Origin of the sequence: Tsukamurella conjunctivitidis, assembly GCF_007858475.1 — a bacterium.
In the GTDB taxonomy this organism is placed as follows: Bacteria; Actinomycetota; Actinomycetes; order Mycobacteriales; family Mycobacteriaceae; genus Tsukamurella; species Tsukamurella conjunctivitidis.
In genome coordinates this window covers 1-12,604 of sequence record NZ_VIGX01000035.1, presented here as the reverse complement: position 1 = coordinate 12,604, position 12,604 = coordinate 1, and the positions used below count along the sequence as shown (strand labels likewise).

Here is a 12,604-nt window from a genome sequence, read left to right as displayed (position 1 = left end):
GCCGCCGGCCAAACAAGAAGCCCGTCGAGGAGAACATGCAGATAATCCGTCCGCCACAGGGCCACAACAGCCACGATGAGACCCGTCAGCCACGTCGTGGACAGTCAGGAGGCTCCTAGAGATATCGAATCTCCTAGGCTCCACAGAGAATCTGTTGCCCAGAAGCGGTTTCCGGTCATCCGGGAGCCGCTTCCTGCGTATGTCGTGAAGGGTCGGGTCCCGCCCGTCCAGCACGGCTCGTGCGTATGTCGCGACGACTCAGGGTTGTCCTGGATGGCACGGGGCGACTGCGCCGCTAGGTTCGGAGCTCATGGATGTGGTCGTGGCGCTCATGCTCACCCCGGTGGTCGCGCTGCTGCTCGCGGCGGTGATGCGGCGCTCGCTCGGCGCGCGGCCCGGATGGCTGCGGACGGTGCTCGTGGCGCTGCTCATGATCGCGGTCGCGCTGCCGGTCACGTCGTGGGCCGCGGTCACCTCCGGCATCGCCGAACCGGGGGGCACCCTGCTGGTGGGCACTGGAACCGCCGTGGCCTTCTTCCTCGTCGCCGGGTTGTGGCTGTTCGCCGGATCGCTCGCGGCCCTCGTCCTCCTCGAGATCGTCGCGCCCACCGGCACCGTGCCCGGGCCGCGCGACCTCCTGTACCGCGCCCGCGGCCGGCTTCGCCGCACGCGTCGCTACCTCACGATCACCGCGATCGCCGCGCGGAGCGGTGCCGGATCGGCACTGCGCGCCGGGCCCTCGTCACCCGAATTCGGTCCTGCACTCGTGCGGCTGCTCAACCGCTGCGGCGTCACCTTCGTCAAACTGGGCCAGATCCTCGGCACGCGCGACGACCTGCTGCCCGCCGACCTCACCCGGGCGCTCTCCACGCTGCAGAGTGCCGCGGAACCGGTCGCGACCGACCGGATCATGGCCGTCGTCGCCGCCGAGGTGCACGGCGAACCGGACCGCGCGTTCGCCCGGTTCGACCCCGACCCGCTGGCCGCGGCGTCGGTCGCGCAGGTGCACACCGCCCGCACCACGGGCGGGGAGGAGGTCGTGGTGAAGGTGCAGCGGCCCGAGGCGCGGGCACAGGTCACGGTCGACTGCGACATCCTGCTGCGCTTCGCCCGGACCGCGGAGCAGCGGTTGGCGTGGGCCCGCGACGTGGGTGTCTCGCGCCTGGCCCAGGGCCTCGTGGCCTCCCTCCGCGAGGAACTCGACTACCGCACCGAGGCCGCCAACACCGCCGCGCTCGCCGCGACCGTCGCCGATCGGGACGACGTCGTGGTGCCCCGCATCGATCGGGACCTGAGCACGTCCCGGCTGCTGGTCATGGAGCGCCTGCCCGGGGTGCCGCTGTCCGACGGCCCGGCCGCCGTCGTGGGCCTGGACGAGCAGACCCGGGCACGGATCGCGCGCGACCTGCTCGGCGCACTCCTCGACGGGATCTTCGTGCACGGCGTCTTCCACGCCGACCTGCACCCGGGCAACATCATGGTGCTTCCCGACGGCCGGGTCGGGCTCCTCGACATGGGCGCGGTCGGGGTGCTCGACGGCGAGCTGCGGGTCCTCCTGGCGATGCTGCTGGACGCGGCGCTGAACGACGATCCGGTGGTCACCGTCGACACCATGCTGCTCGCCTTCGACGCGCCGGACGAGGTGGACCGCGAGACCCTCCTCCGTGCCGTCGGCCGCGAGATCACCCTGATCGGGCTGCAGGGTGGGGTGTCCGCGGAGTCCTTCGGGCGGCTGTTCGCGGTGCTGCGCACCCACCGGGTGGGCGTGCCCGGTGACGTCGCGGCGGCCTTCCGGTCGCTGGCCTCCGTGGAACGTGCGCTCGGCATGCTGGTCCCGGGCCTCGACGTGCAGGAGGCCATCCGGGCCGAGATGCCGCGGCTGGTGCGGGAGGTGGCGAGCCCGCAACGGATGGCGCGCCACGCCGCGTCGACGGCCGCGGTGGGTGCCGCGGTGGCCCGTCGACTCCCTGGCCGCGCCGACCGGATCGCGGGCGCGCTCGCGGCGGGGACGTTCACCGTCCGCACCCGGGCGACGGCCCATCCGGATGATCGGAGATGGTTGCGCGGCAGGATGACCGACGCGATGGGAGCCGTGCTGGCGCTCGCCGCGGTGGTGGCGGGCGTCGTTCTCATGGTGGTGCCCGGCGGCCCCGCGATCACGCCGCAGCTGACGGCCTTCGCCCTCGCCGGCGCGACAGTGGGATTCGTCGGCACGGTGCTCGCGATGCGCACCGTCTTCCGGCTCTTCGCCTCGGACCCGCCGGGCTAGGCGGAACTGCTCCCATGCCGGATCGCGATTCTTGACCTATCCTTTACTCACGGGGGTGCGACGACGCCTCCCGCCACTCCTTCACAGAGAGCATCGATGAGACGCGCCTCGCGCAAACGCCGAAGACCCCGCACCGCTGAACCCGTGCCCCCGAACGGGGCCGCCGCGTGATCACCCTCCTCACGGTCCTCGCCGGCATCCTGGTGGTCCTCGTGATCACCGCCTTCACCGGCTACTTCGTGGCCCAGGAATTCGCGTACATGGCGGTGGACCGGTCGCGGCTCACCGCGCGCGCCGCCGCGGGTGACGAGGCCTCGGCCCGCGCTCTGCAGGTCACCAAACGCACCTCCTTCATGCTCTCCGGAGCGCAGCTCGGCATCACCGTGACCGGCCTGCTCGTCGGCTACGTCGCCGAGCCGATGATCGGGCAGGGCGTCGGCACGCTCCTCGGCGGCGTGGGCGTCCCCACCGCCGTCGGTGTCGGCATCGGCGCGGTGCTCGCCGTCGGCCTCTCGACGGTCGCGCAGATGGTCTTCGGCGAGCTCTTCCCGAAGAACCTCGCCATCGCCCGGCCCGAGCCCGTCGCCCGCCGGCTCGCGCTGTCCACGACGCTGTACCTCCGCGCCTTCGGCTGGCTGATCCGGTTCTTCGACCAGGCCTCCAACCTGCTGCTGCGCGCGGTGAAGATCGAACCCGTGCACGACGTCGAGCACTCCGCGACCCCGCGCGACCTCGAGCACATCGTCGCGGCCTCGCGCGACGCGGGTGAGCTGCCGCGCGAGCTCTCCACCCTGCTCGACCGGATCCTCGACTTCCCGGATCACACCGCCGAGCACGCCATGATCCCGCGCTCCCGCGTCGACGTGGTCCGGGCCGACGAATCCGCCGCCGCGGTGCTCGACCGGATGGCCGACGGCCACACCCGGTACCCGGTGATCGGCGAGACCGCCGACGACCTGATCGGCGTCATCACCCTGCACGACCTGCTGAGCGACGCCACCGGCGACGCCCGCGCGCGGTGCCGCGCCGCCGTCGTCGTGCCCGGCTCCATGCCGCTGCCCACCGTGGTCGCACAGCTCACCGACGCCGGCCAGGAGATGGCCCTCGTCATCGACGAGTACGGCGGCTTCGACGGCGTGGTCACCGTCGAGGACATCGCGGAGGAACTCGTGGGCGAGATCGACGACGAGCACGACGGCTCCGATCCCGAGCCCGCCGTCCGCGAGGGCGCCGGCTGGCTGCTCCGGGGCGACGTCCATCTCGACGAGGTCGAGCGCCTGCTCGACGTGGACCTCGAGCCGGGCGACGCCGAGACCCTCGGCGGCGCCGTCACCGCACGGCTCGGGGCGCTGCCCCGCGTCGGCGACACGACGGACCTGCCGCTGCTGCCGGACCCGGCGGCGGTGCCGGGCGCGGCGCAGGCCCTCCTCCGGGCGGAGGTGCGCACCGTCGAACGGCGCGTGCCCGCGGCCGTGCACCTGAGCCTGGTCACCGACGAGGCGACGGAGGCCGACGATGAGTAATCCCTGGGTGGTCGTGGTCGTCACGGCCCTGTTGATCGCGGCCAGCGCCTTCTTCGTGGCCGTCGAGTTCTCACTCATCGCGGCCCGCCGGCACCGGCTCGAGGACCGGGCCGCGCACAGCGCCTCCGCGCGGGCCGCGCTGCGCAGCTCCTCCGAGCTGTCGCTGCTGCTCGCCGGCTCGCAGCTGGGCATCACCGTGTGCACGCTCGCGCTCGGCGCGATCACCAAGCCCGCCGTCGACGGGTGGCTGACGCCGCTGCTGGCCTCGACCGGCATGCCCGGATGGATCGCCGATGTGGGCGGCTTCGTGCTGGCGCTGCTGATCGTCACCTTCCTGCACCTCGTGGTGGGCGAGATGGCCCCGAAGTCGTGGGCCATCGCGCACCCCGAGCGCTCGGCGATCCTGCTGGCCCTGCCGATGCGCGCCTTCATGACGGTCTTCCGGCCGCTGCTGATCGTGCTCAACGAGGCCGCGAACCGGTGCCTGCGCCGCGTCGGCGTGACCCCGGTCAACGAGGTGGAGACCGGGCAGGACCCGGCGGCGCTGCGGCACCTCGTCGAGCACTCGGCGACCGTCGGTGCGCTCGACGAGCATTACTCCGGCCACCTGACCAGCGCCCTCGAGCTCGAGGCGCTCACCGTCGGCGACATCGCCCGCTGGGACGTCGCACCGTCGACGGTGTCCGCGACCGCGACGCCCGAGCGGATCCGCGCCGTCGCGGACCGGACCGGGCACCTGCGCCTGCTCGTCGACGCCGGTGCCGCCGTCACCGGCGTGGTCCACGTGCGCGACAGCCTCCGCGCCGCGCCCGCGGCGACCGCACGGGAGCTGATGCGGCCGGTGCTGATCCTCGACGCCGCCGAACCGGCGTACGCCGCGCTCGGCACCATGCGGGACTCGCGCACGCACCTCGCGGTCGTCGAGCGCGACGGTGCGCGTGCCGTGGTCACCCTGTCCGACCTGCTCGGCAGGTTGATGCCCGTGTGAGCGCGGCGTCCGGCCCGCGGGGTTAGACTTCGCGGGCCGGATGCGGAATCCCCATCGGGAGCGGTCGCGCCACTGTGAAGCCAGACCCGCCCGGCGAGCCCGGGCGACCGGGCACCGTCGACCCCCTACCCGGGCGCGAAACCCCGGACGAAGGAGCGCCGCTCATGGCGAACGCATCCACCACCGCCCACGCGGGCGATCTCTCGCTGCACATCTCGCGGCGCGCGGCCTGGCTCTCGGCCACGCTGATCCTCGCGGTGCTGGCCTACTACTTCATCGGCATCGACCAGGGTGCCGTGTCGGTCTTCGGCAACGACATGCACGTGCACGAGTTCTTCCACGACGCCCGGCATTTCCTGGGCTTCCCCTGCCACTGATCGGGGAGAACCTGTGGAGAAGCACGTCATCGCCCGCGGCGCACTCGCCGGGGCGATCGGAGGCCTGCTCGCATTCGTCTTCGGGCGGATCATGGTGGAGCCGATCATCGGCCGGGCCATCGACTTCGAAGAGGCCCGCAACGCCGCGGAACACGCCGCCCACCCCGGCATGGCGATGGACGAGCCGGAGCTGTTCACCCGCGCCGTCCAGCAGAACGTCGGGCTCGGAGCCGGCTTGATCCTGTTCGGCATCGCGATGGGCGCGCTGTTCGCGGTGGCCTACTGCATCGCGGCGCCGAAGCTCGCGCAGTGGACGCCGCGCTCGGTGGCGCTCGCCGTCGCCGGCTCGCTGTTCGCGGGGATCTACGCCCTGCCGTACCTGAAGTACCCGCCGAACCCGCCCGTCGTGGGCGATCCGGAGACGATCCGCGAGCGCACCGGCGCCTACCTGCTGATGGTCGCGATCTGCGTCGCCCTGGTCGCGGCGGCCTGGGTGATCGGCCTGGCCGCCGTGCCGCGCCTCGGCGCGTACGGGGCGGCGCTCGCCGGCGGTGCGGTCGTGATCGTCGGGTTGATCCTGGCCTGCCTGGTACTGCCGGCCACCGTCGCGACGCCGAGGGGCTTCGACCCCGACGACCTGTACTGGTTCCGGACCTACTCGTTCCTGGCGCAGGCGATCCTGTGGGCCGCGATCAGCCTCATCGGCGGCGAGCTCCTACAGCGGCTCACCGTGCGCAGGGGCAGCGCGGCGCTGCCGGCCGTGCCGGCCTGAGGTTCCCTCGCGCGAACGACGCAGCGGCGGCATACCCTGAGGGTATGAACCGCCGCTGCGCTCTGTGCTGGGTGGCCGCGCTGATCTCGATCATCGTCTCGGCCACCATCCACTACCGCGGGGGCAGCGGCGGCCTCGACGGCCTGTTCTTCGTGATCGCGCTGGCCTGGGCGCTGCTCGCCATCCAGGCCCACCAACCGGCCGGGTGGCGCGGCTAGGAGGCCCGCGGGCGAGGCGCTACTCGCCCTTCTTGCGGGGATCCTCCTCGGTCGGCGACTCGACGGCCGCCTCGTCGGTCTCCGCCTGCTCGAGCTCTTCGACGGGGGCCGGCGCGCTGTCGCCGGTAGCGCCGCTCGCCGGCCGCACCCGGGGAGGCTCGGCCGCGACGGGCGGCGCCGCCGGGGTGCGCAGCAGCTTGAAGGCCACGCCGCCCACGGCCAGCACCAGCGCGACCACCGCGCTGATCACGAGCGGGTTGCGCCACGCCGGGCGCGACGGCGCACCGTCGGACAGGGTGATGGCGCGCTCCGGATCGACCTCGGCCGGGGCGATCCACGACCGGATCAGCCCGTAGGCGCCGATGAGGACCTTGCCGGCGAGGGAGAGACCGAGGCCGGACAGCGCGCGCACGATGTTGGCGGGGCCGACGATGCTCTGGCCGAGACCGGAGACGAGGCGCTGGGTGTTCGAGGGAGCCGACGGTGCCGGGGCGGCGTCGGCGGGGGAGTCGTCGAGCAGAGGGGTGGAGGCCATCGGTGGCGTGATCCTTTCAGCGGACGAGAGTGCGTCGTTTTCCACCGCCGATTCTTATCCGATCTCCGGGGGTTCGCACTTGCAGAAAATGGCAGAATGGCGGTGTGACCAACTCCAACGCTACCGCCCACGTGACCCTGCACACCTCCGAAGGCGACATCCGCATCGCGCTGTTCGGCAATCACGCTCCCGTGACCGTGGCGAACTTCCTCGGTCTCGCCCAGGGGACCAAGGAATACACCACCACGAACGCCTCCGGCGGCGACTCGGGCCCGTTCTACGACGGCTCGATCTTCCACCGTGTGATCGACGGCTTCATGATCCAGGGCGGCGACCCGACCGGCACCGGCACCGGCGGCCCGGGCTACGACTTCGTCGACGAGTTCCACCCGGAGCTGCGTTTCGATCACCCGTACATCCTGGCGATGGCCAACATCGGCCGTCCGGCGACGAACGGCTCGCAGTTCTTCATCACCGTCGGCAAGACGCCGCACCTGAACAACCGGCACACGATCTTCGGTGAGGTCGAGGACGAGGCCAGCCGCAAGGTGGTCGACGCCATCGGTGGCGCGCAGACCGACCGCGCGGACCGCCCGGTCAAGGACATCACCATCAACTCCATCACCGTCGAGGAGTAGTCCCGCACCATGCGAAGGCCCGGCCGGATCACCGGCCGGGCCTTCGTGCGTCCGCGTGTGGGCGAAGAAATTTACTTCGCCTAACTCGTCCATCAGCGTGGATCAGAATCTGTAGAAAATTGTCGATGGCTCAAGGATTCGTGTGAGGCCGGTCTCCATCGACGCAGGTCGGTGAGCATGTTCACGGCACAGCGGGCGCTCTGAGATGGACACCCGTCGTCCGGTCTTCGTAACGTTGCCGTGATCTTGTGGAGACCAAGGCGTGACCGACACGTCGCTCCGCGGGAGTCGGGAGTTCGACGAAAGTGTCCAGCGACAGTACGAAGACCATGACCGGCCGCAGCACCCGCCGCGGCACGATGCGCGCGGCCCTGGGGGCCGCCGTCGCCGTGATCGGAGTCGTCGCCGCACCCGCCGTGGCACAGGCCGCGCCCGCGCCCGCCCCGCAGGCGCCGGTCGCGCAGGCCGCCGTCGCGGGGCCGGACCGCGCATCGGTCGTCCAGGCCGCGCTCACCCGCGTCGGCATGCCGTACTCCTACGGCGCTTCCGGCCCCAGCTCGTTCGACTGCTCGGGTCTCGTCACCTGGGCGATGAACCAGGCGGGCGTCAGCGTGCCGCGCAGCAGCTACTCCCTGATGAGCGCCGGCACCCCCGTCTCACAGGCGGAGCTCCGTCCCGGCGACGTGGTGATCACCAACGGCGGCGGCCATGCGGCGCTGTACATCGGCAACGGGCAGGTCGTCGAGGCCGTGACCTCCGGCGTCCCCGTGCGCGTGGCCGGGATCCGCGGCTTCGTCACCGCGCGCCGCTACTGATCCGTCACGAAGGGCGCAGCGCCTCGAGCTGCTGGGCGACGAGCGTCGGAGCCTCGCCGAGCTCCCAGCGGCCGAGGAAGAGCAGGTCGTCGCCGCGCGTGAGCTCCAGCAGCACGGACTCGCGGCCCCAGTGCCGCGTGGTCGTGCGCTTGATCTCCAGTCCGTCCCAGGGGAAGACCTTGCGGCCGAAGGCCCCGCGGTAGACGACGCCGTCGGCATCCGCGGACAGCCGCGGGCGGAGCACCAGCACCTGTGCTCCGAGGTAGATCAGGGCGAGCACGCCGATCCCGACGAGCACCATCCCGACGGGGTCCTTGATCGCCTGGAAGCCGACGGCGGCCGCGCCCAGGACGATCCCCGAGACGAGCAGGACGATGCCCACCCCGCGCGGGGCGCTCCAGTTATCCACAGGTTTATCCACAGCTGGGGATGAATGACATCGATGTGATTTCGCTGGTCAGGGCTACTTCCACCACATCGTCATCAACAGACCGGCGATCATGAGGCCGAAACCGATGGCGAAGTTCCACGCCTCGAGGTTCGCCATCCACTCCAGCGGCTTGCCGGGCGCGCCCATGCCGTTGGGGTCAGCACCGACGTAGTAGACGAGCAGCCAGGCCAGGCCGGCCAGCATGAGCGCCAGGAACGCGACCACGAACCACCGGCCCGACGGGGCGCTCACCTTGACCGGCGTGCGCGAATCCGTAGCGGTGTTGATCGTGTAATCGGTCTTCTTCCGGACCTTCGACTTCGGCATGGCTTCCTTCTACCAGGGTGCTGTTCACCTGCCAGGTTATCGGATGTACCTGCGCCACCCCACCCCGCTACGCTGGACGGCGTGCGGATCCTCGTCGTCGACAACTATGACAGCTTCGTGTTCAACCTGGTCCAGTACCTCGGCCAGCTGGGCGTGGAGGCGGACGTCTGGCGCAACGACGATCCGCGCCTGGACGATCCGGCAGCGGCGGCCGCGCGGTACGACGGTGTGCTGCTCAGCCCCGGCCCCGGTACCCCGCAGCGAGCGGGGCGGACGATGCCGATGGTCGAGGCCGCCCGCGCGGCCGGCAGCCCGCTGCTCGGCGTGTGCCTCGGGCACCAGGCGATCGGTGCCGTCTTCGGCGCGACGGTCGACCGCGCGCCCGAGCTGCTGCACGGCAAGACCTCGCTGGTGCACCACAACGGCCACGGCGTGCTCGCCGGCCTGCCGGACCCGTTCATCGCGACGCGCTACCACTCGCTGACGGTGCTCGAGCCCACGATCCCCGACGAGCTCGAGATCACCGGCCGCACCGACTCCGGCGTGGTCATGGGCTTCCAGCACCGCGAGCTGCCCATCCACGGCGTGCAGTTCCACCCCGAGTCCGTGCTCACGCAGGGCGGCCACCGCATGCTCGCGAACTGGCTGGCCGTGTGCGGCCTCACCGTCGCCGAGGCCCGCGTCGCCGAGCTCGAGCAGGAGGTCGCCGCGGCGCTCGCCTGAGCGATCCGGGGCAGGTTCGCCGGGACCGGTGACCGGTCCTAGGAGCGGCGCACGTGCAGGACGATGGTCGCCGACGAATCGACCTGGGCGCCGACGTCGGGGTCGGTCCGCCAGACCCGACCGCGGTCGAACAGGCCGGACGGTGCGTCGACCACGACCCGGATGTTCTCCTGCGAGAAGCCGGCCTGGATGAGCGCGGCGCGCGCCGCGTTCTGATCCTGGTTGATCACGTTCGGCATCGTGATCGGCTTGGCCTTCGCCACCCGCAGCGTCACGGTGCTGCCCTTATCGGCGGTCGAACCGGCGGACGGGTTCTGGCTCACGACGGTCCCGACCGGCGAGTTGTCGTCCACCTGGGTGACGGTGACCTTGAAGCCCGCGCCCTCCAGGTTCGACGTGGCCTGCGAGACCTGCGTGTTCGTCACGTCGGGGACGCGCACCTGCTCCTTGCCGGAGCTGATGGTCAACTGGATCGGCGTGTTCTGCTGCGTGTTCGTGCCGATGGCCGGGTTGGTCGAGATGACGTTGCCCTTCGCCACCGTCGGCGAGGGATCGTTCTTGACGTCCTTGGCGACGGTGAAGCCCGCCCTCTCGAGGATGTCGCGGGCCTCCTTCTCGGGCCTGTTCGCGACGTCGGGCACCGCGGCGATCTTCGGCCCGGTCGAGACCTGCATGACCACTGTCGAGCCCTTGGTGGCGCTCGCGTTCGGTCCGGGCAGCGTCGAGATCACGTGCTCCGCGGGCACGCTGTTGTCGGGCATGCGCTGCACCTCGACGGTGAAGCCGAGCTTCTGCAGGGCGACCTGCGCGTCCGCCGCGGGCTCGCCGATCTGCGAAGTGACCGTCGCGGTCTGCTCACCGCCGCGGCTGCTGAGCAGGTACCAGGTGGTGCCGCCGACGAGCACGAGCGCGATGACGGCGGCCGAGAAGAGCATGAGCAGCTTGGAGCGGCTGCCCGTCTTGGCGGGCGTCGAGTGGCGGCGGCGCGCGGGTGCGGCCGCGGGGGCGGCGGCGTCGACGATCGCCGTGGGCGGATCGTCGTCGGCGGGTTCCGTGTTCGCGGCATCGGCCGTGCCGGCGGCGGCAGCGGCGGCCGTGGCGGGCGCGGTGGCCGCGCGGCGGCGGGAACGGGTGGGCTCGGTGAGCAGCGCGTCGCGCTCCTCGTCGGAGAGCACCATCGGCGCCTCGGGCTTGCGGCCCGCGAGCACCCGGATCAGGTCCTGACGCATCTCGCCGGCTGTCTGGTACCGGTTCGCGGGGTTCTTCGACAGCGCCTTGAGCGTGATCGAGTCCAGCTCCGGCGGCACCGTGTCCAGGATCGCCGACGGGGTCGGCGGATCCTCGCGGACGTGCTGGTACGCGACGGAGACGGGCGAGTCGCCGGTGAACGGCGGCTGACCCGTGAGGAGCTCGAAGAGGACGCAGCCGGCGGCGTAGACGTCCGAGCGGGCGTCCACCGAATCGCCGCGGGCCTGCTCCGGCGAGAGGTACTGCGCGGTGCCGATCACGGCCGCCGTCTGGGTCATGCCCGCCGACGGATCGCTCATCGCCCGCGCGATGCCGAAGTCCATCACCTTGATCTCGCCCGCGCGGGTGAGCATCACGTTGGCGGGCTTCATGTCGCGGTGGACGATGCCGTTGCGGTGGCTGAAGTCCAGCGCCGCGCAGACGTCGGCCATCCACGTCATCGCGGCCTGCGGCGCGATCGTCCCGTCGCGGCGCAGCACGTCGCGCAGGGTCTCCCCGTCGACGTACTCCATCACGATGTACGGCAGCGGACCCGACGAGGTCTGCGCCTCACCGGTGTCGTAGACCTGCACGATCGTCGGATGGTTCAGCGACGCCGCGTTCTGCGCCTCCCGCCGGAACCGCTCGTAGAAGCTCGGATCGCGGGCCAGGTCGGCGCGGAGGATCTTGATCGCGACGTCCCGCGACAGACGCGTATCCCGGGCCAGGTGCACCTCGGACATGCCACCGAACCCGAGCGTTTCGCCCAGGTCGTAGCGGTCGTTGATGCGACGCGGCGGGGTAGTCATCTGTGTATCCGTTATCCGTTAGTTGTTGCAGGGGAGGGGGATCCCGAGGAAACCGGTGCACGGCGGCTTCGTCGTCGGCTCGCCCCCGGTGATCGGCGGGTCCGTCGTGGTGGTCGGCGGCGGAGTCGTCGTGGTCGTGGGCGGCGGGGGCGTCGTCGTCGGCTTCGGCGGCGGGGGCGTCGTGGTGGGCGCGACCGTCGAGGTCTCCGTCACCGTCTTCGGCGGCTCGGTCGTCGTCCGGGTCGGCACGGGCCGGGCCGGGGTCGAGGTCCCCGTGGGCGGGGGTGCGACGGTGCCGGTGTCGGACGTGCTCGTCGACGGCAGCGGCGTCTCGCCGCCGGTGTCGCGCGAGAGCATGTAGCCGCCGATGATCGCCACGGCCAGCAGCAGGAGCGCCACCGAGATCCCGAGGATCGTCTTCTGGGCCTTGGTCCACCCGCCGCCGTCCGAGTAGGACGTGGGCGCGGCGGCCCGCGGCGTCGGAGTGGAGTTGCGCGAGACGGGCTGCGGGCCCGGGCGGGACGCCGGAGGCACGATCGCCGTTGCCGCCGTCTCCGGGGTACCGGTCGCAGCGGCGGCGGCCGCCGGGGCGGCGCCGGTCCACCCGCGCGGCATCGGCGGACGCTGCCCGGCCTTCACCGCGGCCACGGCGTCGGCGAACTCGCCGCCGTTCGCGTACCGCTGCCGCGGATCCTTGCCGAGGGTCAGCGTGATCAGCTCGCGCACCGGCGCCGGCAGGTCCCCGGGGAGGGGATCCGGCTGGTCCCGGATGTGCTTCATCGCGACGGTGATGGCGCCGTCGCCCGAGAACGGGCGCTTGCCGGCCAGGCATTCGTAGCCGACGACGCCGAGGGAGTAGACGTCGGAGGCGGCGGTGGCGTCTTCGCCGGAGGCCTGTTCGGGGGAGATGTACTGGGCGGTGCCCATGACCATGCCGGTTTTGGTGACGGGTG

The 12,604-nt window shown here is 71.7% G+C and carries 14 protein-coding genes; 9 read left to right on the top strand and 5 right to left on the bottom strand.

All coding sequences use genetic code 11. The annotated features are described in order from the left end of the window. Positions 1-310: 310 nt before the first annotated feature. From FK530_RS24030 to FK530_RS26020, 6 genes are all read left to right on the top strand, one after another. Positions 311-2,269 (top strand): ABC1 kinase family protein, encoded by a 1,959-nt coding sequence (locus FK530_RS24030; RefSeq protein WP_146489387.1) that lies wholly within the window; start codon positions 311-313, stop codon positions 2,267-2,269. Between the two features lie 167 nt (positions 2,270-2,436). Continuing rightward, positions 2,437-3,792 carry a hemolysin family protein gene (locus FK530_RS24025; RefSeq protein WP_146489386.1) on the top strand — a complete coding sequence of 452 codons (1,356 nt, stop codon included), beginning with the start codon at positions 2,437-2,439 and terminating at the stop codon, positions 3,790-3,792. Further along, positions 3,785-4,780, top strand: coding sequence for a CNNM domain-containing protein (locus tag FK530_RS24020; protein WP_146489385.1), 996 nt, complete (start codon positions 3,785-3,787; stop codon positions 4,778-4,780). The genes FK530_RS24025 and FK530_RS24020 overlap by 8 nt, the downstream gene beginning before the upstream one ends. Positions 4,781-4,944: 164 nt before the next feature. After that, the gene (locus tag FK530_RS24015) at positions 4,945-5,157 is read left to right on the top strand and encodes a CbtB domain-containing protein (RefSeq protein ID WP_146489384.1); all 213 of its coding nucleotides are present in this window, start codon (positions 4,945-4,947) and stop codon (positions 5,155-5,157) included. A 13-nt stretch (positions 5,158-5,170) separates the two neighbouring features. Continuing rightward, positions 5,171-5,929 carry a CbtA family protein gene (locus FK530_RS24010; protein ID WP_146489383.1) on the top strand — a complete coding sequence of 253 codons (759 nt, stop codon included), beginning with the start codon at positions 5,171-5,173 and terminating at the stop codon, positions 5,927-5,929. Positions 5,930-5,973: 44 nt separating this feature from the next. Further along, a complete protein-coding gene (locus tag FK530_RS26020; RefSeq protein WP_158645192.1) occupies positions 5,974-6,147 on the top strand; it encodes a hypothetical protein in 174 nt (57 codons plus the stop codon). Between the two features lie 19 nt (positions 6,148-6,166). On the opposite strand, the gene FK530_RS24005 is transcribed toward FK530_RS26020, so the two are convergent. Then, positions 6,167-6,682 (bottom strand): hypothetical protein, encoded by a 516-nt coding sequence (locus FK530_RS24005; RefSeq protein WP_146489382.1) that lies wholly within the window; start codon positions 6,680-6,682, stop codon positions 6,167-6,169. A 104-nt stretch (positions 6,683-6,786) separates the two neighbouring features. Between FK530_RS24005 and FK530_RS24000 the strand changes: the two genes are divergently transcribed. Beyond that, positions 6,787-7,320: a peptidylprolyl isomerase gene (locus FK530_RS24000; protein ID WP_146489381.1), complete on the top strand. Its 534-nt coding sequence runs from the start codon at positions 6,787-6,789 to the stop codon at positions 7,318-7,320. A 329-nt stretch (positions 7,321-7,649) separates the two neighbouring features. Further along, the gene (locus FK530_RS23995; RefSeq protein WP_146489380.1) at positions 7,650-8,135 is read left to right on the top strand and encodes a C40 family peptidase; all 486 of its coding nucleotides are present in this window, start codon (positions 7,650-7,652) and stop codon (positions 8,133-8,135) included. Positions 8,136-8,139: 4 nt separating this feature from the next. On the opposite strand, the gene FK530_RS23990 is transcribed toward FK530_RS23995, so the two are convergent. Together FK530_RS23990 and crgA are read right to left on the bottom strand one after the other, a co-directional pair. After that, entirely contained in the window at positions 8,140-8,544 is a 405-nt protein-coding gene (locus FK530_RS23990) for a PH domain-containing protein (protein WP_146489379.1), read from the bottom strand. 54 nt (positions 8,545-8,598) lie between these two features. After that, positions 8,599-8,892, bottom strand: a complete 294-nt coding sequence (gene crgA, locus FK530_RS23985; RefSeq protein WP_146489378.1) for a cell division protein CrgA — start codon at positions 8,890-8,892, stop codon at positions 8,599-8,601. Between the two features lie 81 nt (positions 8,893-8,973). On the opposite strand from crgA, the gene FK530_RS23980 reads away from it, so the two are divergent. Continuing rightward, positions 8,974-9,615, top strand: coding sequence for an aminodeoxychorismate/anthranilate synthase component II (locus FK530_RS23980; RefSeq protein ID WP_146489377.1), 642 nt, complete (start codon positions 8,974-8,976; stop codon positions 9,613-9,615). A 38-nt stretch (positions 9,616-9,653) separates the two neighbouring features. Here the strand turns inward: FK530_RS23980 and pknB are convergent, their stop codons facing one another. Beyond that, on the bottom strand, positions 9,654-11,651 hold the full coding sequence (gene pknB / locus FK530_RS23975; protein ID WP_146489376.1) for a Stk1 family PASTA domain-containing Ser/Thr kinase: 1,998 nt from the start codon (positions 11,649-11,651) through the stop codon (positions 9,654-9,656). A gap of 18 nt (positions 11,652-11,669) precedes the next feature. Continuing rightward, the coding region (locus FK530_RS23970; protein ID WP_146489375.1) for a serine/threonine protein kinase at positions 11,670-12,604 on the bottom strand (935 nt) is incomplete at its 5' end.

What these genes read in the sequence shown, in the direction of transcription:
- crgA (WP_146489378.1), bottom strand. Translation starts at nt 8,892, where the DNA reads ATGCCGAAGTCGAAGGTCCGGAAGAAGACCGATTACACGATCAACACC.
- FK530_RS24015 (WP_146489384.1), top strand. Translation starts at nt 4,945, where the DNA reads ATGGCGAACGCATCCACCACCGCCCACGCGGGCGATCTCTCGCTGCAC.
- FK530_RS24020 (WP_146489385.1), top strand. Translation starts at nt 3,785, where the DNA reads ATGAGTAATCCCTGGGTGGTCGTGGTCGTCACGGCCCTGTTGATCGCG.
- FK530_RS23995 (WP_146489380.1), top strand. Translation starts at nt 7,650, where the DNA reads ATGACCGGCCGCAGCACCCGCCGCGGCACGATGCGCGCGGCCCTGGGG.
- FK530_RS24005 (WP_146489382.1), bottom strand. Translation starts at nt 6,682, where the DNA reads ATGGCCTCCACCCCTCTGCTCGACGACTCCCCCGCCGACGCCGCCCCG.
- FK530_RS24030 (WP_146489387.1), top strand. Translation starts at nt 311, where the DNA reads ATGGATGTGGTCGTGGCGCTCATGCTCACCCCGGTGGTCGCGCTGCTG.
- pknB (WP_146489376.1), bottom strand. Translation starts at nt 11,651, where the DNA reads ATGACTACCCCGCCGCGTCGCATCAACGACCGCTACGACCTGGGCGAA.
- FK530_RS26020 (WP_158645192.1), top strand. Translation starts at nt 5,974, where the DNA reads ATGAACCGCCGCTGCGCTCTGTGCTGGGTGGCCGCGCTGATCTCGATC.